Raw genomic sequence first — 19,264 nt, forward strand, 5'->3', positions numbered from 1 at the left:
ACCCCGACGGGTCCGGAGCAGCCGATGCGCGTCGTCCTCGGGGTGAGTGGCGGCATCGCCGCCTACAAGGCGTGCTCGCTGCTCCGGCTGTTCACCGAGCACGGGCACGACGTCACGGTCGTGCCCACTGCGGCGGCGCTCCAGTTCGTCGGGGCGCCGACGTGGTCCGCCCTCTCGGGCAAGCCCGTCAGCACCGAGGTGTGGACGTCCGTGCACGAGGTCCCGCACGTGCGCATCGGCCAGGCGGCCGACCTCGTCGTCGTCGCACCGGCCACGGCCGACCTGCTCGCCAAGGCCGCACACGGCCTGGCCGACGACCTCCTGACCAACACCCTGCTCACCGCCCGGTGCCCGGTGGCCTTCGCGCCGGCCATGCACACGGAGATGTGGGAGCACCCGGCCACGCAGGCCAACGTCGCCACGCTGCGCTCGCGCGGAGCGCACGTCATCGAGCCAGCGGTGGGTCGCCTCACGGGCAAGGACTCCGGCGCCGGCCGCCTCCCCGAGCCCGAAGCGCTGTATGCCGCATGCCTCGCGATCGTCTCGGGTGACGGGACCGCGGTGGCCGGGGCGCCGCTGCGCGACCTCGAGGGCCGCCGCGTCGTCGTGTCCGCCGGTGGCACGCGCGAGCCGCTCGACCCGGTGCGCTACCTCGGCAACCGCTCGTCCGGCAAGCAGGGCGTGGCCATCGCTCGCGCCGCCGCCGAGCGCGGGGCGAAGGTCATCCTCGTGGCCGCCAACGTCGCGGTCCCGGTGCCCGAGGGCATCGACGTCGTGCGGGTCGAGACGACGCTCGAGCTGCAGCGGGCGGTCGAGGAGGCGGCGTCGGATGCCGACGTCGTCGTCATGGCCGCGGCTCCGGCCGACTTCCGCCCGGCGCTCGTGAGCGAGAGCAAGATCAAGAAGTCCTCCGACCCCGACGCCGGCCTGCGGGTCGAGCTCGTCGAGAACCCCGACATCGTCCGTGGGCTCGTCGCGGAGCGCGACGCCCGTGGGACGGGCACGCCGTTCATCGTCAGCTTCGCCGCCGAGACGGGCGATGCCCACGGCAGCGTCATGGACCACGCGCGGGCGAAGTTCGCCCGGAAGGGCAGCGACCTGCAGGTCGTCAACGAGGTCGGCGCCGACCTGACCTTCGGCAAGGACGACACGACGGTGCACCTGCTCCGGCGCGGCAGCGACGAGGCGACGACGGTCGGACCGACCTCCAAGGACGCCGTCGCCACCGCGCTGTGGGACACCATCTCGCCCCTGCTCGACTGAGCACTAGACTCTCGCCCCAGCATGGCCTGCCATCCGCAGGACCGGGGCCGCCGAACCACCCGCACCAACTCCGCACCCGACCGAGGGAGAGCAAGTGTCCGCACGTCTGTTCACGTCCGAGTCCGTCACCGAGGGACACCCGGACAAGATCTGCGACCAGATCAGCGACTCGATCCTCGACGCGCTGCTCACCGACGACCCGCAGGCGCGCGTCGCGGTCGAGACGATGGTCACGACCGGGCTCGTCCACGTCGCCGGCGAGGTGTCCACGACGGCCTACGTCGAGATCCCGAAGATCGTGCGCGAGACCATCCTCGAGGTCGGCTACGACGGCTCGCAGAAGGGCTTCGACGGGCGGACCTGCGGCGTCTCGATCTCCATCGGTGCGCAGTCGCCCGACATCGCCCAGGGCGTCGACACGGCGCACGAGCACCGCACGGGTGACGTCGACGACCTGCTCGACAAGCAGGGCGCCGGCGACCAGGGCCTGATGTTCGGCTACGCGTGCGACGACACGGCCGAGCTCATGCCGCTGCCGATCCACCTGGCCCACCGCCTCTCGGAGCGCCTGACGCAGGTGCGCAAGAGCGACGAGCTCGCCTACCTGCGTCCCGATGGCAAGACGCAGGTCACCATCGCCTACGAGGGCGACCGCGCCGTCTCCCTCGACACCGTCGTGCTCTCGACCCAGCACGCCCCCGACGTCTCGCTCGAGGGCATGCTCGAGCCCGACATCCGCGCCCACGTCATCGAGCCCGTCCTCGCGGAGCTGCGCGAGAGCGGCACCGACCTCGACGTGTCGAGCTACCGGGCCCTGATCAACCCGACCGGTCGCTTCGAGATCGGTGGCCCGATGGGCGACGCCGGCCTGACCGGACGCAAGATCATCGTCGACACCTACGGCGGCATGGCCCGCCACGGCGGCGGTGCCTTCTCGGGCAAGGACCCGAGCAAGGTCGACCGCTCGGCGGCGTACGCCATGCGCTGGGTCGCCAAGAACGTCGTCGCCGCGGGCCTCGCCCGTCGCTGCGAGGTCCAGGTCGCCTACGCCATCGGCAAGGCGCAGCCGGTCGGCCTCTACATCGAGACCTTCGGCACCGAGACCGTCCCGGTCGACAAGATCCAGCAGGCCATCGGCGACGTCTTCGACCTGCGCCCGGCCGCCATCGTCGACGCGCTCGACCTGCTGCGCCCGATCTACCGCCCGACGGCCGCCTACGGCCACTTCGGTCGCACCAAGGCCGACGGCGTCGAGAACCCGTTCACGTGGGAGCGCACCGACCGCATCGAGGCCCTGCGCACGGCCGTCTCCGGCTGAGGCTAGATTCGCCCCCGTGGGCGACGACGAGACCAAGCAGCGACCGGCCGGACGGCCGGTCGCTGCCGTCGTCGTGGAGACCCCGCTGGCGCACCTCGACCGCGTCTTCGAGTACGCCGTACCCGAGGAGCTCGATGCCGACGCCGTGCCCGGCGCGCGCGTGCGGGTGCGCTTCTCGGGTCGCGAGCTCGACGGCTTCGTCGTCGAGCGGCGGGACCAGCCCCTGCACGACGGCCGGCTGACGCCGCTGCGCCGGGTCGTCAGCGCCGAGCCGGTGCTGACCCCCGAGGTCCTCGCCCTCTGCCGCGCCGTCGCCGACCGGTATGCCGGCACCCTGAGCGACGTCCTCCGCCTCGCGGTGCCCAAGCGCCACGCCACGGCCGAGCGCAACCTCCCGATGGAGTGCCCGCCCCAGGACGAGCTCGCAGCACCCGACCCCGGTGCGTGGGCGGCCTACCCGGCCGGGCCGGCGTGGCTGCGTCGGGTCGCCTCCGGGGAGGGTCCCGCCGCGGCGTGGACCGCCCTGCCGGGACGCGCAGGAGACGCGGACTGGCCGGCGGCGCTCGCCGTCGCCGTGGCCACGGCACTGGCCGCGGGCCGGGGCGCGCTCGTCGTCGTGCCCGACCACCGGGACGTCGACCGGCTCGACGCCGCCCTGACCGCCGTGCTCGGCAAGGGGCGCCACGTGCGGCTCACCTCGGACCAGGGTCCGCAGGCGCGCTACACCGCTTGGCTCAAGGTGCTCCGCGGCCACGTCCGGGTCGTCATCGGCACGCGCGCGGCCGCCTTCGCCCCCGTCCACGACCTCGGCCTCGTCGCGTGGTGGGACGACGGCGACGACCTGCTCGCCGAGCCGCGGGCGCCCTACCACCACGTGGGCGTCGTGCTCGGGCTGAGGGCGTCCGCGACCGGCGCCGCCCTGCTCACCGGAGGGTTCGGGCGGAGCCTGCGCGTCCAGGTGGCCGTCGAGGCGGGCGCGCTCGTGCCGGTCGAGGCCGATGCCGCGACCGTGCGCGCGGCCGCACCACGCGTCACCATCGCCGGTGAGGGGGTCGACGAGGAGCGCGACGGCCCGGCTTCCCGGGCCCACATCCCCTCACGCGCGTGGCGCGTCGCCAAGGACGCCCTCGTCGACGGACCGGTCCTCGTCCAGGTGCCGCGCCGCGGCTACCTGCCGTCGCTCAGCTGCGCCGAGTGCCGCACTCCGGTGCGGTGCGTGCGCTGCCAGGGGCCGGTGGCGCTCGGAGCCTCCGGGACGGCCCCGGCCTGCCGGTGGTGCGGCCTGGCGCTGAGCGGCCACGGCTTCGAGTGCGGCCACTGCGGCTCGCGTCGGCTGCGTTCCTCGATCACGGGCGCCCGGCGCACGGCGGAGGAGATCGGGCGCGCCTTCCCGGGTTTCCCGGTCCACACGTCGGGCTCCGGCGAGGTGCTCGCCGTCGTCGGGCGCGAGCCGTCCCTCGTCATCGCGACGCCGGGGGCCGAGCCGGTCGCCGACGGCGGCTACACCGCCGTGCTGCTGCTCGATGCGTGGGCGAGCCTGGACCTGCCCGTGCTCGACGCGCCGCTCGAGGCAGTGCGGCGGTGGATGGCCGCGGCGGCACTGGCCCGCGAGGGGCGTGCCGTGGTGCTGAGCGGCGCCCCGGAGGCCGTGGCGCTGCCGGCCGTCGAGGCGCTCGTGCGGTGGGACCCCGCCTGGCTCGCGGCCCGCGAGCTGGCGGAGCGGCGTGAGCTCGGCCTTCCGCCGGCCGTGCGCGTGGCCCAGCTGACCGGTGGCCGGCGCCCGCTCGAGGAGGCGCTCGGACAGGCCGACCTGCCCGACGTCGCCCAGGTGCTCGGCCCGGTCCGGCTCTCGCACGCGGGTGCACCTCCCCGCCGTGCCCCGGCCGACGGGGAGCTCGAACGTGCCGTCGCCGACCACCACGTGCTCGTCCGCGTGCCGGCCTCCGAGACCGAGTCGCTGACCCGGGCCCTGCTGGCGCTCAAGGCCTTCCGTTCGGCTCGCAAGGAAACGGACGTCGTGGCCGTGCGGGTCGACCCGCTCGACACGTTCTGACCTGCCGTCGCGTCTCCGAGGCGTCTCGGGCACGCCGCCGTGACAGAGTGACGGCATGCCCGAACGCGAGCTCGACATCGTCCTCTACGGCGCCACCGGCTTCGTCGGGGCACTGACCGCCGCCCACCTCGCCGCCCACGCGGGGCCTGACGTCCGGATCGCTCTGGCGGGCAGGTCGCGTCCCAAGCTCGAGGCGCTGCGCGTCGAGCTCGGGCGGGCCGCGGCCGCCTGGGAGCTCGTGGCCGTGGACGCGACGGACGCTCCCGCGCTCCGCTCCCTCGCCGGGCGCACGCGCGTGCTCGCCACGACGGTCGGCCCGTACGCGACGTACGGCAAGGAGGTGGCGCGGGCCTGCGCCGAGTCGGGGACGCACTACGCCGACCTCACGGGTGAGGTGCTCTTCGTGCGGTGGTCCCTCGACGAGCTGGACGCCCGGGCCCGCGAGACCGGCGCCGCCGTCGTGCACGCGTGCGGCTTCGACTCCATCCCCTCCGACCTCGGCGTCCTGACGACGGCCCAGCGCGTGGCCGCGGACGGCGAGGGCACGCTCGCCGAGACGACGCTGCTCGTCCGGTCGCTCAAGGGTGGCTTCTCCGGCGGCACCATCGACTCCGCCCGACAGCAGGCCATCACGGCCCGGGCGGACGCCGGCGCCCGCCGCGTGCTCGGCGACTCGTACGCGTTGAGCCCCCGACGCGCCGAGGAGCCGTCCTCGGGTCGCCGGGCGTCCAGCGGTGTCCTCGATCGGCTGCGCCGGCTCGTGCCCGTCGACCGCGACCCGTCGACGGGACGATGGACCGGGCCGTTCGTCATGGCGGCGTTCAACACCCGGATCGTGCGACTGTCGAACACGCTGACCGACTGGTCCTACGGTCGCGACCTGCGCTACCGCGAGGCGACCGACTTCGGCTCGGGCCCGATGTCGCCGGTCCTGGCCGGCGGGATGGCGGTCGGACTCGGCGGCGTCGTGGCCGGTATGGCGTTCCGTCCGACGCGGGCCGTCATCGACCGCTTCCTGCCCAAGCCGGGCGAGGGCCCGAGCCCCGAGGCGCAGGCCGCCGGACGCTTCCGCCTCGAGATCCGCTCCACGACGACGACGGGTGCGCGCTACCGCACGCGGGTCGGCGCCGACTACGACCCGGGCTACGGCGGTACGGCGGTCATGCTCGGACAGACCGCGCTCGCCCTGGCGCTGGACGAGGGCCTGCCGCGCCGGGCCGGTGTCTGCACGCCCGCCACGGCCCTCGGCGAGGTCCTCGTCGAGCGGCTGCGGGCCCAGGGCTTCACCTTCGACGTCGAGCGCGACGACCAGCCGAACGACTGACCACCACCGAACAGCACGACCGAACAGCACCGACTGACAGGAGGCACCACATGGGACGCATCGAGGTCCACGAGTTCATCTCGCTCGACGGGGTGTACGAGAGCCCGAGCTGGACGGCCGAGTTCCCCTTCGACCCGAGGATGGGCGAGGCCATCGCGCGGCTCACCGGCCCGGGCTCCGAGCTGCTCCTCGGGCGGCGGACGTACGAGATGTTCGCCCCGGCCTGGTCGGCGCGCAGCGACGACGACGACCCCGGTGCGGCCTTCTTCAACGGTGCCCGCAAGAACGTCGTCTCCTCGACGCTGCGCGACCCCGACTGGAACAACTCCCGCGTCATCGGCCCGTACGACGCGGACGCCCTCCGCTCGCTCCGCGACGAGGTCGACGGCTCGCTCTACGTCAGCGGCAGCGGCACGCTCGTCCGGGCCATGCTGCGGGACGGGCTCGTCGACGGCCTGCACCTCTTCGTCTTCCCCGTCGTCCTCGGCGCGGGGGAGCGGCTCTTCACCGACGAGGCCGTCTCGGGACTGCGCCTGCTCGAGACCGAGGCCTACGACAGCGGCGTCGTGCACCTCGCCTACGGTCAGGGCTGAGGTTTCCCGACCCATCGTCAGGGACGACCTCCAAAGGAATGCTTGACGGTTGGCCCGGCCGGACGGCATACTCCCAAACATGTCTTTGGAGGAAGAGCGGATCAGCGACCTGCGCGCCACGGCCCACCCGCTGCGGCTGCAGATGCTCTCGCTGCTGACCGGCGCCGAGCTGAGTGCCGCCGAGGTCGCGCGCGAGCTCGACGTCACCCAGGCCAACGCCAGCTACCACCTGCGCCTGCTGCACGCCGCAGGCCTGCTCGAGGTCGCCGCGGAGGAGACGGTGCGCGGCGGCAAGGCCAAGAAGTACCGCCACGCGTGGGACGCGCCGGTCGTGCGTCCGCCGGGCACTCGTGACGAGGACCGGCTCGCCTATGTGCGCGTGTTCGCCGAGATGATCCCGCGGCGCTACCTCGAGCTCGCTCCCGGCGCGCCGAGCCGTTTCACTGACGCCGACCTCTGGGTCGAGCCGGAGGTCTGGGAGCAGGTCACGACGCTCGTCGACGAGGCGAGCGCCCTGCTGCACGCGTCGGCGCGCCCGCCGCGCACCGAGGGCACCGTCCGGGCCGCCCTGTCCGTGGCTGCGTTCCGGCTCCGGGACGGGAGCGAGAGCTCATGAAGGTCCGCGAGTCGATGGGTGCCCTGTCCGACAGCAGGTTCGCGTGGTACTTCACGGCGCGCACGGTCTCGACGGCCGGCAACGTCATGGTGCCCGTCGCCCTCGCGTTCGCCGTCCTCCACATCGACCAGTCGGCGGCGGCCCTCGCGCAGGTGCTCGGGGTGCGCACCCTGACGATGGTCGTCTTCCTCCTCGTGGGTGGAGTCGTCGCCGACCGCTTCTCGCGCATCGTCGTGCTCCAGGTCTCGCACGTCCTCACGTGCCTGACCCAGGCGCTCGCGGCGTACCTCATCATCAGCGGCGACGCGACCCTGACCCAGGTGACCGTCATCGAGGGCGTCAACGGCGCCGTGTCGGCGTTCACCATGCCCGCGATGATGGGCATGGTCCCGCTCGTCGTCGACCGCTCCCGGCTCCAGCAGGCCAACGCCCTGCTGTCCTTCAGCCGCAGCGGCCTGTCCATCATCGGACCGGCGATCGCCGGCCTGCTCGTCGTCGGCGTCGGACCCGGGTGGGCCCTGGCCGCAGACGCGCTGACGTATGCCGTCGCCATCGTCTGCCTGACGCGCGTCGGTCTGCCCCGCCGGTCCCAGGAGGCGGGTGGGCCGCACCACTCGATGGTGCGCGAGCTGCGCGAGGGGTGGAGCGAGTTCACCCGCCGCGAGTGGCTCTGGGTCATCGTCCTCGCATTCGGGCTGACGAACGCCATCCACGCCGGCGTCATCGGGGTGCTCGGTCCGCTCATCGCCAAGTCGACGGCCTCGATCGGCGAAGCAGGGTGGGGCATCGTGCTCAGCGCCGAGGCCGTCGGCACCGTCCTGATGACCCTCGTCATGCTGCGGCTGCAGCTGCGGCGACCGTTGCGCGCCGGGATGCTCGCCATCTGCGTGCTCGCCGTCCCCATGGTGCTCCTGGGCGCCGCGCCGGCGATCGTGCCCGTCGCCATCGGGTTCTTCCTCGCCGGGGCCGCGGTGGAGGTCTTCGGCGTCGGGTGGAGCACGGCCCTGCACGAGCACGTCCCCGTCCAGGTGCTGTCGCGGGTCTCGAGCTACGACGCCCTCGGGTCGTTCGTCGCCATCCCCATCGGGACGTTCCTCTACGGCTGGCTGGCGACGACCGTCGACACCGAGGTGCTGATGCTCGTCAGCGCCGGCGTCTACGTCGTCGTCTCCCTCTCTGCCCTGCTGTCCCGTTCGGTGCGCGAGCTGGGCCGCAGCAGCGAGGACCCAGCCGCGGTCGGACCCGCCGCGGGCGTGGCGACCGGTGACGCGACCGGTGACGCGACCGGTGACGCGACCCGTGACGCGACCCGTGACGCCACCGGTGCGGCGGCCGACGAGCCGTCGCGGTCCTAGACTGGCGGCGCCCCACGCCTTCCCGACCCCTGGAGACCTGTGTCGATCAAGGACATCCGACTCTTCGGTGACCCGGTCCTGCGGACCGCCGCCGCCGAGGTCACCGACTTCGACAAGCAGCTGCGCGTGCTCGTCAAGGACCTCGAGGACACGATGCTCGACGCCCCCGGCGCCGGCCTCGCGGCCCCCCAGATCGGAGTCGGCCTCCGCGTCTTCACCTACTGGGTCGACGGCGTGCTCGGCCACCTCGTCAACCCCGTCCTCGACCTCTCCGACGACGAGCAGGACGGTCCCGAGGGGTGCCTCTCGATCCCCGGCCTGGCGTTCGACACCAAGCGGGCCCTGTCGGTCGTGGCCAAGGGGCAGAACATGTGGGGCGAACCCGTCGTGCTCGAGGGCACGCAGCTGCTCGCCCGCTGCGTCCAGCACGAGACCGACCACCTCGACGGCATCCTCTTCCTCGACCGGCTCGACCCCGAGGCGCGCCGTGAGGCGATGCGGGCCATCCGTGCGGCGGAGTGGTTCGCCGAGGACCCGCCCGAGGTACGGATCAGCCCGCACTCGACCTTCGGCCGGGCGATGTGAGATGAGAGTCGTCTTCGCAGGCACCCCCGAGGCGGCGGTGCCGAGCCTCGATGCCATCGCGTCCTCGAGCCACGAGCTCGTCGGCGTCGTCACCCGCCCCGACGCACCCTCGGGCCGTGGTCGGCGGCTCGAGGCCTCGCCCGTCCGTCGCCGGGCCGAGGAGCTCGGGATCCCGGTGCTCACCCCGACGCGCGTCAAGGACCCCGACTTCCTCGACGCCCTCACGGCTCTCGCACCCGACGCGTGCCCGGTCGTGGCCTACGGCAACCTCATCCCACCCGTCGCGCTCGCGATCCCGCGTCTCGGCTGGATCAACCTGCACTTCTCGCTCCTGCCCGCCTGGCGTGGCGCGGCACCGGTCCAGCACGCGATCATGGCCGGCGACGAGGTGACCGGTGCGTCGACGTTCGTCATCGAGCGCGGTCTCGACACCGGGCCGGTGCTCGGCGTCATGACCGAGACGATCCGGCCCACCGACACCGCCGGCGACCTGCTGGGTCGGCTGTCGGGAGCCGGGGCCGGCCTGCTCGTCGCGACCCTGGACGGCCTCGAGTCGGGCGACCTCGTGGCCGTCCCCCAGCCGTCCGAGGGCGTCTCGCTCGCACCGAAGATCGAGGTCGAGGACGCCCGCATCGTGTGGACGCGTCCGGCGACCGCTGTCGACCGGCTCGTGCGCGGCTGCACGCCCGCGCCGGGCGCGTGGACCACCTTCCGCGGCGAGCGGCTCAAGGTCTCGCCGGTGAACGTGGTCGACGCCGGAGAGGTCCCCGACTCCGCCCCGCTCGGAGCCGGCACGCTCCTCGTGACGAAGAAGGCCGTCTTCGTCGGCACGGGCAGCGACCCGATCCGTCTGGGCACGGTGCAGGCGCACGGCAAGAAGCCGATGGCGGCCGCAGACTGGGCCCGAGGCACGCGCATCGAGGCAGGGGAGGGGGTCGGCGATGAGTGACGAGCGACGGGGCGGCGGTCGACCGGGCGACGGGCGCCGCGGAGAGCGCCAGCGGCCGCAGGCTCGCGAGCGCTCTGCCGGCCACCGTTCCGAGCAGCGACCGTCCGAGCGGGCCCGGCGCACAGATGCGCCCCGGCTCGCCGCCTACACCGCGATGCGTGAGGTCGCCGACGGCGCCTACGCCAACCTCACGCTGCCGAAGCTGTTGCGCGACAAGCGGATCAGCGGGCGGGACGCCGGCTTCGCCACCGAGCTCGTCTACGGGGCCACGCGACTCTCCGGCCTCTACGACGCGATCATCGCGTCCGCCGCGGGTCGGCCCGTCGACAAGATCGATGCCAACGTGCTCGACACCCTGCGGCTCGGTGCGCACCAGCTGCTCGGCATGCGCGTCCCCAGCCATGCGGCCGTCGACGAGACCGTGGCCCTGGCCCGGCAGGTCAACGGGGCCGGCGCGGCCGGCTTCGTCAACGCCGTCATGCGGCGCATCAGCGAGCGCGAGCCGGACGAGTGGATCGACCTGGTCACTCGCGACGTCGTCGACCCGGTCGAGCGCCTGGCGCTGCGCACGTCGCACCCCGTGTGGATCGCCAAGGCACTCCGGGCCGCCCTGATCGGGCACGGCGCCGCAGGTCCGGACGACGTCGAGGAGTCGCTGACGGCGTTGCTCGAGAGCGACAACGCCGCCGCCAAGGTGTCGCTCGTCGCGCGACCCGGCCTCGCCTCGCTCGACGAGCTCGAGGACGCCGGCGCGGAGCGCTCCGGGCTCAGCCCCGTCGGTGCGACGCTGCCGGAGGGGGACCCGGGAGCCATCTCTGCCGTACGCGACGGGCGGGCCGCGGTCCAGGACGAGGGCTCGCAGCTGCTCGTCCTCGCCCTCGCTGCCGCCGACACCGAGGGTGGGGCCGCCGAGCACGAGCGGTGGCTCGACCTCTGCGCAGGCCCTGGCGGCAAGGCGGGACTGCTCGCAGCCCTCGCCATCGAGCGACGGATCCCCTTCGTGGCCAACGAGATCAGCGAGCACCGTGCCGACCTCGTCTGGCAGACCCTGGCCGCGGCTCGTGCCGAGGCGCGCGAGCTCGACACGAGCCTCAAGGTGCGACACGGAGACGGCCGGGAGCTCGGCGAGCTCGAACCGGGCGGCTTCAGCCGCGTCCTCATCGACGCCCCGTGCACGGGTCTCGGAGCCCTGCGACGACGACCCGAGGCGCGCTGGCGGCGTGGCCCCGGCGACGTGGCCGCCCTGGCCGGGCTGCAGCGCGAGCTGCTCGAGTCCGGCATCGAGGCCACCGCGACCGGGGGCCTCGTCGGCTACGCGACGTGCAGCCCGCACCTCAACGAGACGCGCTTCGTCGTCACCGACATCCTCAAGCGGCGCGACGACGTCGAGCTCGTCGACGCACGCCCGCTCTTCGTCGACGCCTCCGGACGCGAGCTGCCGGGTCTCGGCGAGGGGCCCTACGTCCAGCTCTGGCCGCACGTCCATGGCACCGACGCCATGTTCTTCGCCCTGCTGCGCAAGCGGTAGGCCCGAAAAGCGCTCGCGCGCGGACCTGGCGATGGGCATGGTGGGGCCGTGGCGGCATACGCGACCGACGACCTCGAGCCCAGCTCCTTCGACGAGAAGGTCGCACCGACGTACGACGCGGGATCGGCCCACATGTTCGCGCCGGCCGTCCTCGGTCCCACGGTCGACGTGCTCCACGAGCTCGCCGGGGAGGGGCCGGCCCTCGAGCTCGCGATCGGCACGGGACGGGTCGCGCTGCCGCTCGCGGAGCGCGGCGTCGAGGTGCACGGCATCGACGTCTCGGAGGCCATGGTGGCGCAGCTGCGACGCAAGCCGGGTGGTGACCGGCTGGCGGTGACGATCGGTGACATGGCGACCACCCGGGTGGGCAGCGGCTACCGCCTCGCGTACCTCGTCTACAACACCATCACGAACCTGCTGACCCAGGACGAGCAGGTCGAGTGCTTCCGCACCGTCGCCGAACAGCTTGCACCTCGAGGGTGCTTCGTCGTCGAGGTCTTCGTGCCGCAGCTGCGTCGGATGCCGCCGGGCCAGACCGCCGTACCCTTCCACGTCGGGAGTCGCCACGTCGGCTTCGACACCGTCGACGTCGTGTCGCAGCTGTCGGTCTCGCACCACTACGTCCGGGAGGGGCAACAGGACGCACAGGGTCGGGAGCTGGCGAGGTATGCCGCCTCGGCGCACCGCTACGTGTGGCCGTCGGAGCTCGACCTCATGGCGCGCATCGCGAGCCTGACCCTGACGCACCGCTGGGCGGACTGGGACCGCACTCCTTTCACGGCGGAGTCGGAGTCGCACGTCTCGGTGTGGACCAAGGGCGGTGCCTGACGCCCGCCACCCGCCCCTAGGCTGTGCGCGTGCAGATCTCACCGAGCATCCTGTCCGCCGACTTCGCCAACCTCGAGGCGGAGCTCGGGCGCATCTCGAACGCCGACTGGGCGCACGTCGACGTCATGGACGCCCACTTCGTGCCGAACCTCACTCTCGGGCTGCCCGTCGTCGAGGCGCTGCTCGCGGTGAGCCCGATCCCGATCGATGCGCACCTCATGATCGAGGACCCCGACCGGTGGGCGCCGGCCTACGCCGAGGCGGGGTGCCAGTCGGTGACCTTCCACGTCGAGGCGGCACGCGACCCTCGCGCGCTGGCGCGGACGCTGCGCGCCGCGGGTGCTCGAGCGTCGATGGCGCTCAAGCCCGGGACGGCATTCGCGCCCTACGAGGACCTGCTGCCCGACCTCGACATGGTGCTCGTCATGACGGTCGAGCCCGGCTTCGGCGGGCAGTCCTTCATGGCCGACCAGATGCCCAAGGTGCGCCAGGTGCGCGAGGCGGTGCGCCGCCACGGCGGCGAGATCTGGATCCAGGTCGACGGTGGCGTCAGCGCCGACACGATCGAGCAGTGCGCCGAGGCGGGAGCCGACGTGTTCGTCGCCGGCTCAGCGGTCTACGGCGCCGAGGACGCCGCGGCCGCTGTCGACGAGCTGCGCGCGCTGGCTCTCACGCACCGGCACTGACCCGACGGCCGCGGCGACCCGCCGCGGTCAGTCGACCTTCGGCTGCGGCTTGAAGCGGCGGACCTCGTGGGGCCAACCGCAGGCCTCGGCGATCTTCCCGGCCCACATCTTGGCGGTCTCGTCGTCGGGCACGTCCACGATGGCGAAGCCACCGAGGAACTCCTTCGTCTCGACGTAGGGACCGTCGGTGATCATCACGCTGCCGCTGGAGGGATCGGCGTGGTAGACGGGACCATCCTCCTCCTCGAGACCCCCGGCGAAGACGTACACGCCGGCAGCCTTCATCTCGTCGACGGTCGCCATCGCGAGAGGTCCGCGACCGCGGAACCAGTCCTCGGAGTGGTCGCCCACCCACTGCTGGTTGAAGTAGAGGAGGTACTCGGCCACGACTGGCTCCTTCTGTCCGGCGGACCCTGTTGTCCGCGTCATGCCTACTACACGAACGGGGACGGGCGATTTCGACACGGTGTCCGGGAGCGATTCTCCGTCGCGCGGCCGTGCTCCTGACCGCATGGGCGCCGCCGTCACGGACGGCAGGCGCGGCTGCCGTGGCGGCCATCACGCGGTCGCGGCGTGCGCGGCCGACGGAAGCGGGTGCATACTGGCTCTACGTGCTCCGGGGTCGGTGTAATTCCGAGCCGGCGGTTAAAGTCCGCGACCCGACCGCATCCAGCGGCCGGTTGACCTGGTGAAATTCCGGGACCGACGGTGAAAGTCCGGATGGGAGGCAGCACGAAACAGGCCGTCGTGGCCTGGGCCGTCGGCATCGTCCGTCCGGGTCCGGACCGCGTGGGCGTGTGGAGTCACCCCGGAGTTCGTCCGTGCCACGACGAACGACCAAGGACGAACACCACATGCAGGCTCTTGCTCTGGCCGACGAGACGAAGAACGTCTTCCAACAGGCCATCGACGCCACCATCCCGATCGGCCAGTACCAGCTGCACTGGCTCGAGCTCATCGGTGTCCTCATCGGGCTCGCGTCCGCCTACCTCGGCATGCGCCGGTGGGTCCTGGCCTGGCCGGTGGGGATCCTCGCGAACATCATGCTGTTCTTCGTCTACCTCGGTGCCGTCTTCGGGGCCGACGAGCGCATCCCGCTCTTCGGTCAGGCCGGCCGGCAGGTCTTCTTCATCATCACGAGCATCTACGGCTGGTGGCGCTGGTCGCAGGTCCGCAGGCTCAACCACGCCGACGACTCGAGCGGTGTGGCGATCACGCCTCGCTGGGCCACGAGCCGCGAGCGCGTCGCCGTCGTCGTCTTCTGGCTCGTCGGCACGGTCGTCGTGCACCAGGCCTTCGTCTGGCTGTGGAACCTCTCGCCGAACCCGTTCTTCACGCCCGAGTGGTGGTTCTACTGGTGCGACGCCTGGATCTTCGTCGGCTCGATCGTCGCGACGTACGCCATGGCGCGCGGCTGGAACGAGTTCTGGCTGGCCTGGATCGCTGTCGACCTCGTCGGCGTGCCGTTCGCCTTCGCGACCGACTACGTGCCGACCGGTGTGCTGTACACCTTCTACGGCCTCTTCGTCATCTACGGCTTCACCCAGTGGGTCAAGGTGTCACGGGTCGCCGAACGCGACGTCGAGCCGCAGCTGACCGGGACGTCGAGCTGACCCATGGGTGACACGGCCGCCCCGGCATGGATGCGACGAGCCCTCCGGCTCGCCGCATCCGGGCCGTGGCCCGACCCCAACCCGCGGGTCGGCTGTGTCATCGTCGCGGCCGACGGCGCCCTGGTCGTCGGCGAGGGCCACCACCACGGGGCCGGCACGCCGCACGCCGAGATCGAGGCCCTGAGTTCCGCAGGCTCCGCGGCCCGGGGGGCGACCGCCTACGTGACGCTCGAGCCGTGCTCGCACACGGGCCGCACCGGTCCCTGCGCGGAGGCCCTCGTCGAGGCGGGTGTTGCGCGGGTCGTCTTCGCTCAGTCGGACCCGAACCCGGACGCCGCGGGAGGCGCCGAGGTGCTGCACGCCGCCGGCATCCACGTGACCGGAGGTGTGCTCGCCGACGAGGCGGCCACGCTCAACGACCGCTGGGCGCGCAGCGTGGCCCTCGGCCGACCGCTCGTCACGTGGAAGCTCGCCACGACCCTCGACGGCAGGAGCGCGGCCGCCGACGGGAGCAGCCAGTGGATCACGGGAGAGGCGGCTCGCGCCGACGTCCACGCGCTGCGTGCGACCCGCGACGCCGTCCTCGTCGGCACGGGCACCGTGCTCGCCGACGACCCCCGTCTCACCGTGCGTATGCCGGGTGGCGGGCTGGCGCCGCGCCAGCCCCTTCGCGTCGTCATGGGAGAGCGTCCACTTCCGGCCGGAGCGCGCCTCCACGACGCTCCGGGGGAGGTGCTGCACCTGACCACTCGCGACCCCAGCGAGGCACTGGGCCGGTTGTGGCACAGCGGAATCCGTGACGTCTGGCTCGAGGGCGGCCCCACGCTCGCCGCGGCGTTCCTCCGCGCCGGTCTCGTCGACGACGTCTACGCCTACGTCGCCCCGGCGCTGCTCGGCTCGGGCCGCGCTGCCGTGGCCGACCTCGGCATCACCTCCATCGCGGACGTCCGACGCCTCGATCTCGTCGACGTGACGGTCGTCGGGGGAGACGTCCGCATCCACGCCGGCGCCCACCCGCGAGTGCACGCAGAACCCTGAGGAGACAGTCATGTTCACCGGAATCGTCGAGGAGCTCGGAACCGTGGCCGCCATCGAGCACGGCGCCGACTCGGCCGTGCTGCGCATCCACGGCCCCCTCGTCGTCAGCGACGCCACCCACGGCGCCTCCATCTCCGTCAACGGCGTCTGCCTCACCGTGACCGAGCACGACGCCGCGGGCTTCACGGTCGACGTCATGGCCGAGACCCTCGACCGCAGCAGTCTCGGGGCCCTGGCCCCCGGTGACCGCGTCAACCTCGAGCGCGCGATGCCGGCCGACGGTCGCTTCGGTGGTCACGTCGTGCAGGGCCATGTCGACGGGACTGCCACCATCACGGCGCGAACGCCCGGGGACCGTTGGGAGACGGTCGACTTCACGCTCCCACCGGGCCTCGCGGCATACGTGGTCGAGAAGGGCTCGATCACGGTGGACGGGGTCTCGCTCACCGTCGCCCACGTCGGCGACGACGCGTTCGGCGTCTCGCTCATCCCCACGACGCTCGACCTGACGACGCTCGGGCACAAGGGGGTCGGCGACGTCGTCAACCTCGAGGTCGACGTCATCGCGAAGTACGTCGAGCGACTGCTCAGCCACCGACAGACCGACCGACAGGAGGTCGAGTCATGACCACCCTCTCCACCGTCGAGGAGGCCCTCGAGGCCCTCCAGGCCGGCCGGCCCGTCCTCGTCCTCGACGACGAGGACCGCGAGAACGAGGGCGACCTGGTCCTCGCGGCGGAGACCGCCACCGAGGACTGGATGGCATGGACCATCCGCCACTCGTCCGGCTACCTCTGCGCGCCGATGCCCGACGAGATCGCCGACCGGCTCGAGCTGCCGCTCATGGTCGCCGAGAACCGCGACCCGCTGCGGACCGCCTACACCGTGTCCGTCGATGCGGCGTCAGGGGTCACCACGGGCATCAGCGCGGCCGACCGCCTGCACACCGTCCGGGTGCTCGCCGACGTCGACTCGGTGCCCGCCGACCTCATCCGACCCGGGCACATCCTGCCGCTGCGCGCCCGCCACGGTGGCGTCCTGACCCGCCCCGGTCACACCGAGGCGGCGGTCGACCTGACCCGGCTCGCGGGCCTCTCGCCGGTCGGGGTCATCGGTGAGCTCGTCCACGACGACGGGACGATGATGCGCTTCGACGCCGTCGTCGGGCTCGGCCGCGAGTTCGGCCTGCCCGTCATCACCATCGAGCAGCTCATCGACCACCGGCAGCGCCTCGACCGGGTCGAGCGCCTCGCGACCACCCGCATCCCGACGGTGCACGGCACGTTCACCGCCCACGGCTACCGCGACACCCTGACGGGCGACGAGCACGTCGCCCTCGTCAGCCCGCGCGGGCTGCAGGGCCGCGGCCGCAGCGGGCCCGTCGTCACGCGCCTGCACTCCGAGTGCCTGACCGGCGACGCGTTCGGGTCGCTGCGCTGCGACTGCGGACCCCAGCTGCAGGCATCGCTGGCGCGCGTCGGGCGCGACGGCGGCGTCGTCGTGTACCTCGGCGGTCACGAGGGCCGGGGGGTCGGGCTCGTCGACAAGCTCCGCGCGTACTCCCAGCAGGACGGCGGCGCCGACACCGTCGATGCCCAAACGGCTCTCGGCCTTCCGGTCGACGCGCGGGAGTACGCCGCCGGTGCGGCGATCCTGCACGACCTCGGTGCGACGCAGGTCGTCCTCCTGACGAACAACCCCAACAAGGTCGCGGCACTGCGCCACCTCGGGCTCGACGTCGTCGCGGTCGAGCGGCTCCACGGACCGATGGGCGCAGACAACGAGCAGTACCTCACGACCAAGCGTGAGCGCATGGGCCACGACATCCCGGTCCCCACCGACCGGCACGGCAAGGAGACGGCATGAAGGACGGCGCCCCCACCATCAGCACCGACGGCACCGGGCTGCGGGTCGCCGTCGTCGCGGCGAGCTGGCACGACGTGGTCATGGACGGCCTCCTCGACGGCGCGCGTCGTGGCCTCGCGGATGCCGGGGTCACGCACGTCGACGTCGTGCGCGTCCCCGGGACGTTCGAGCTGCCGGTCGCGTGCGCGACCCTCGCCGACCGCTACGACGCGCTCGTCGCGCTGGGGGTCGTCATCCGCGGCGGCACGCCACACTTCGACTACGTCTGCCAGGCCGCGACCGTCGGCATCACCGACGTCTCGGTGCGCACGGGCACGCCGATCGGCTTCGGCGTGCTCACGTGCGACGACGAGGCCCAGGCGCTCGACCGCGCCGGGCTCCCCGGATCCGCCGAGGACAAGGGCCACGAGGCCGCGTCGGCGGCCGTCGCGACCGTCGTCGCCCTCCACGGCGTCGCCACGACGTGAGCACCGTCCGGGACACGGTTGCACGGCCCGTAGGCTGGGGCACCGTGAAGAGCTTTGAGCAGCTGTATGCCGAGCTGGCCGAGAAGGCGCAGACGCGACCCGAGGGTTCGGGCACCGTCGCGCAGCTCGACGCCGGCGTCCACGCGATCGGCAAGAAGATCGTCGAGGAGGCGGCCGAGGTGTGGATGGCCGCCGAGTACCAGTCGAACGACGAGGCCGCCGAGGAGATCAGCCAGCTCCTCTACCACCTGCAGGTCCTCATGCTCGCCAAGGGCATCTCGCTCGACGACGTCTACTCCCACCTCTGAGGACTGTTCACTCCATGCTGCGAATCGCCGTGCCCAACAAGGGCTCTCTCTCCGACGCGACCGTCGAGCTGCTGCGCGAGGCGGGCTACCGCGTACGCCGTGACACCAAGGAGCTCGTCGTCGCCGACGCCGAGAACGACGTCGAGTTCTTCTACCTGCGCCCCCGCGACATCGCGGTCTACGTCGGGTCCGGCACGGTCGACGCAGGCGTCACCGGTCGTGACCTGCTGCTCGACTCGGGCTCGAGCGCCGTCGAGGTCATGTCGCTCGGCTTCGGCGCCTCGACCTTCCGGTATGCCGGCAAGCCCGGCCACGTGGCCACCGTCGACGACATCGCGGGCAAGCGCGTCGCCACGTCGTATGCCGGTCTGGTGCGTTCCGACCTCGCCGCTCGTGGGCTCGCCGCGGAGGTCGTGCGCCTCGACGGTGCGGTCGAGACGGCCATCACCCTCGGGGTCGCCGACTGCATCGCCGACGTCGTCGAGACCGGGACGACCCTGCGCCAGCAGGGCCTCGAGGTGTTCGGCGAGCCGATCCTGCAGTCCGAGGCCGTCCTCATCCGCGGCGACCGCCCCGGCGAGGACCAGGCCATCGAGGTGCTCCAGCGGCGCATCGCCGGCGTCATCACGGCCCGCACGTACGTCATGCTCGACTACGACTGCCCGAAGGACCTCGTCGACCGGGCCTGCCGGCTGACCCCGGGCCTCGAGTCGCCCACGGTCTCGCCGATGCAGGACGAGGCGTGGGTCGCCGTGCGTGCCATGGTGCCTCGCATCGGGCGCAACCGACTCATGGACGAGCTCTACGACCTGGGCGCGCGGGCGATCCTCGTGACCGACATCGCCGCCTGCCGGCTGTGACGCACGACGGGGAC

Annotated in this window: 20 protein-coding genes and 1 riboswitch; of the genes, 19 read left to right on the top strand and 1 reads right to left on the bottom strand. The window is 72.7% G+C overall.

The features are described from left to right. Positions 1-24 precede the first annotated feature (24 nt). From coaBC to rpe, 12 genes are all read left to right on the top strand, one after another. Positions 25-1,263 carry a bifunctional phosphopantothenoylcysteine decarboxylase/phosphopantothenate--cysteine ligase CoaBC gene (gene coaBC / locus ASE25_RS18170; RefSeq protein WP_056776498.1) on the top strand — a complete coding sequence of 413 codons (1,239 nt, stop codon included), beginning with the start codon at positions 25-27 and terminating at the stop codon, positions 1,261-1,263. A 94-nt stretch (positions 1,264-1,357) separates the two neighbouring features. Then, complete coding sequence (gene metK / locus ASE25_RS18175) at positions 1,358-2,581, top strand: methionine adenosyltransferase (protein WP_056776501.1); 1,224 nt, start codon at positions 1,358-1,360, stop codon at positions 2,579-2,581. 16 nt (positions 2,582-2,597) lie between these two features. Then, on the top strand, positions 2,598-4,634 hold the full coding sequence (locus ASE25_RS18180) for a primosomal protein N' (protein WP_082622981.1): 2,037 nt from the start codon (positions 2,598-2,600) through the stop codon (positions 4,632-4,634). 55 nt (positions 4,635-4,689) lie between these two features. After that, positions 4,690-5,958 (top strand): trans-acting enoyl reductase family protein, encoded by a 1,269-nt coding sequence (locus ASE25_RS18185; protein ID WP_056826938.1) that lies wholly within the window; start codon positions 4,690-4,692, stop codon positions 5,956-5,958. A gap of 50 nt (positions 5,959-6,008) precedes the next feature. Further along, positions 6,009-6,551 carry a dihydrofolate reductase family protein gene (locus ASE25_RS18190; RefSeq protein WP_056776505.1) on the top strand — a complete coding sequence of 181 codons (543 nt, stop codon included), beginning with the start codon at positions 6,009-6,011 and terminating at the stop codon, positions 6,549-6,551. 79 nt (positions 6,552-6,630) lie between these two features. Further along, on the top strand, positions 6,631-7,167 hold the full coding sequence (locus ASE25_RS18195) for a transcriptional regulator (RefSeq protein ID WP_056776507.1): 537 nt from the start codon (positions 6,631-6,633) through the stop codon (positions 7,165-7,167). Then, on the top strand, positions 7,164-8,522 hold the full coding sequence (locus ASE25_RS18200) for an MFS transporter (RefSeq protein ID WP_056776512.1): 1,359 nt from the start codon (positions 7,164-7,166) through the stop codon (positions 8,520-8,522). Before ASE25_RS18195 ends, ASE25_RS18200 begins: the two co-directional genes overlap by 4 nt. Positions 8,523-8,561: 39 nt before the next feature. Beyond that, a complete protein-coding gene (gene def / locus ASE25_RS18205; RefSeq protein WP_020144002.1) occupies positions 8,562-9,107 on the top strand; it encodes a peptide deformylase in 546 nt (181 codons plus the stop codon). Between the two features lies 1 nt (position 9,108). Beyond that, on the top strand, positions 9,109-10,056 hold the full coding sequence (fmt, locus tag ASE25_RS18210) for a methionyl-tRNA formyltransferase (protein WP_056776515.1): 948 nt from the start codon (positions 9,109-9,111) through the stop codon (positions 10,054-10,056). After that, positions 10,049-11,584 (top strand): RsmB/NOP family class I SAM-dependent RNA methyltransferase, encoded by a 1,536-nt coding sequence (locus ASE25_RS18215; protein ID WP_056776517.1) that lies wholly within the window; start codon positions 10,049-10,051, stop codon positions 11,582-11,584. Before fmt ends, ASE25_RS18215 begins: the two co-directional genes overlap by 8 nt. Before the next feature lie 48 nt (positions 11,585-11,632). Next, complete coding sequence (locus ASE25_RS18220; RefSeq protein ID WP_056826939.1) at positions 11,633-12,412, top strand: class I SAM-dependent methyltransferase; 780 nt, start codon at positions 11,633-11,635, stop codon at positions 12,410-12,412. 29 nt (positions 12,413-12,441) lie between these two features. Next, positions 12,442-13,098 carry a ribulose-phosphate 3-epimerase gene (gene rpe / locus ASE25_RS18225; protein WP_056827037.1) on the top strand — a complete coding sequence of 219 codons (657 nt, stop codon included), beginning with the start codon at positions 12,442-12,444 and terminating at the stop codon, positions 13,096-13,098. Positions 13,099-13,125: 27 nt separating this feature from the next. On the opposite strand, the gene ASE25_RS18230 is transcribed toward rpe, so the two are convergent. Next, positions 13,126-13,485: a YciI family protein gene (locus ASE25_RS18230; protein ID WP_056776520.1), complete on the bottom strand. Its 360-nt coding sequence runs from the start codon at positions 13,483-13,485 to the stop codon at positions 13,126-13,128. A 220-nt stretch (positions 13,486-13,705) separates the two neighbouring features. Then, a riboswitch (FMN riboswitch) is annotated at positions 13,706-13,836 on the top strand. Between the two features lie 116 nt (positions 13,837-13,952). On the opposite strand from ASE25_RS18230, the gene pnuC reads away from it, so the two are divergent. From pnuC to hisG, 7 genes are read left to right on the top strand one after another with little or no spacing between them, the layout of a single operon-like run. Further along, positions 13,953-14,711, top strand: a complete 759-nt coding sequence (pnuC, locus tag ASE25_RS18235; RefSeq protein WP_056776522.1) for a nicotinamide riboside transporter PnuC — start codon at positions 13,953-13,955, stop codon at positions 14,709-14,711. A 3-nt stretch (positions 14,712-14,714) separates the two neighbouring features. Next, positions 14,715-15,749 carry a bifunctional diaminohydroxyphosphoribosylaminopyrimidine deaminase/5-amino-6-(5-phosphoribosylamino)uracil reductase RibD gene (ribD, locus tag ASE25_RS18240; protein WP_056826940.1) on the top strand — a complete coding sequence of 345 codons (1,035 nt, stop codon included), beginning with the start codon at positions 14,715-14,717 and terminating at the stop codon, positions 15,747-15,749. Between the two features lie 10 nt (positions 15,750-15,759). Next, a complete protein-coding gene (locus tag ASE25_RS18245) occupies positions 15,760-16,377 on the top strand; it encodes a riboflavin synthase (RefSeq protein WP_056826941.1) in 618 nt (205 codons plus the stop codon). Continuing rightward, positions 16,374-17,615 carry a 3,4-dihydroxy-2-butanone-4-phosphate synthase gene (gene ribB, locus ASE25_RS18250; protein WP_056826942.1) on the top strand — a complete coding sequence of 414 codons (1,242 nt, stop codon included), beginning with the start codon at positions 16,374-16,376 and terminating at the stop codon, positions 17,613-17,615. Before ASE25_RS18245 ends, ribB begins: the two co-directional genes overlap by 4 nt. Then, entirely contained in the window at positions 17,612-18,082 is a 471-nt protein-coding gene (gene ribH / locus ASE25_RS18255) for a 6,7-dimethyl-8-ribityllumazine synthase (protein ID WP_056826943.1), read from the top strand. Before ribB ends, ribH begins: the two co-directional genes overlap by 4 nt. Positions 18,083-18,126: 44 nt before the next feature. Then, entirely contained in the window at positions 18,127-18,390 is a 264-nt protein-coding gene (locus tag ASE25_RS18260) for a phosphoribosyl-ATP diphosphatase (RefSeq protein WP_028785574.1), read from the top strand. A 14-nt stretch (positions 18,391-18,404) separates the two neighbouring features. After that, a complete protein-coding gene (gene hisG / locus ASE25_RS18265) occupies positions 18,405-19,250 on the top strand; it encodes an ATP phosphoribosyltransferase (RefSeq protein ID WP_056776539.1) in 846 nt (281 codons plus the stop codon). The last annotated feature ends 14 nt before the right edge of the window (positions 19,251-19,264 follow it).

The organism is Terrabacter sp. Root85 (assembly GCF_001429185.1).
Classification (GTDB): Bacteria; Actinomycetota; Actinomycetes; order Actinomycetales; family Dermatophilaceae; genus Terrabacter.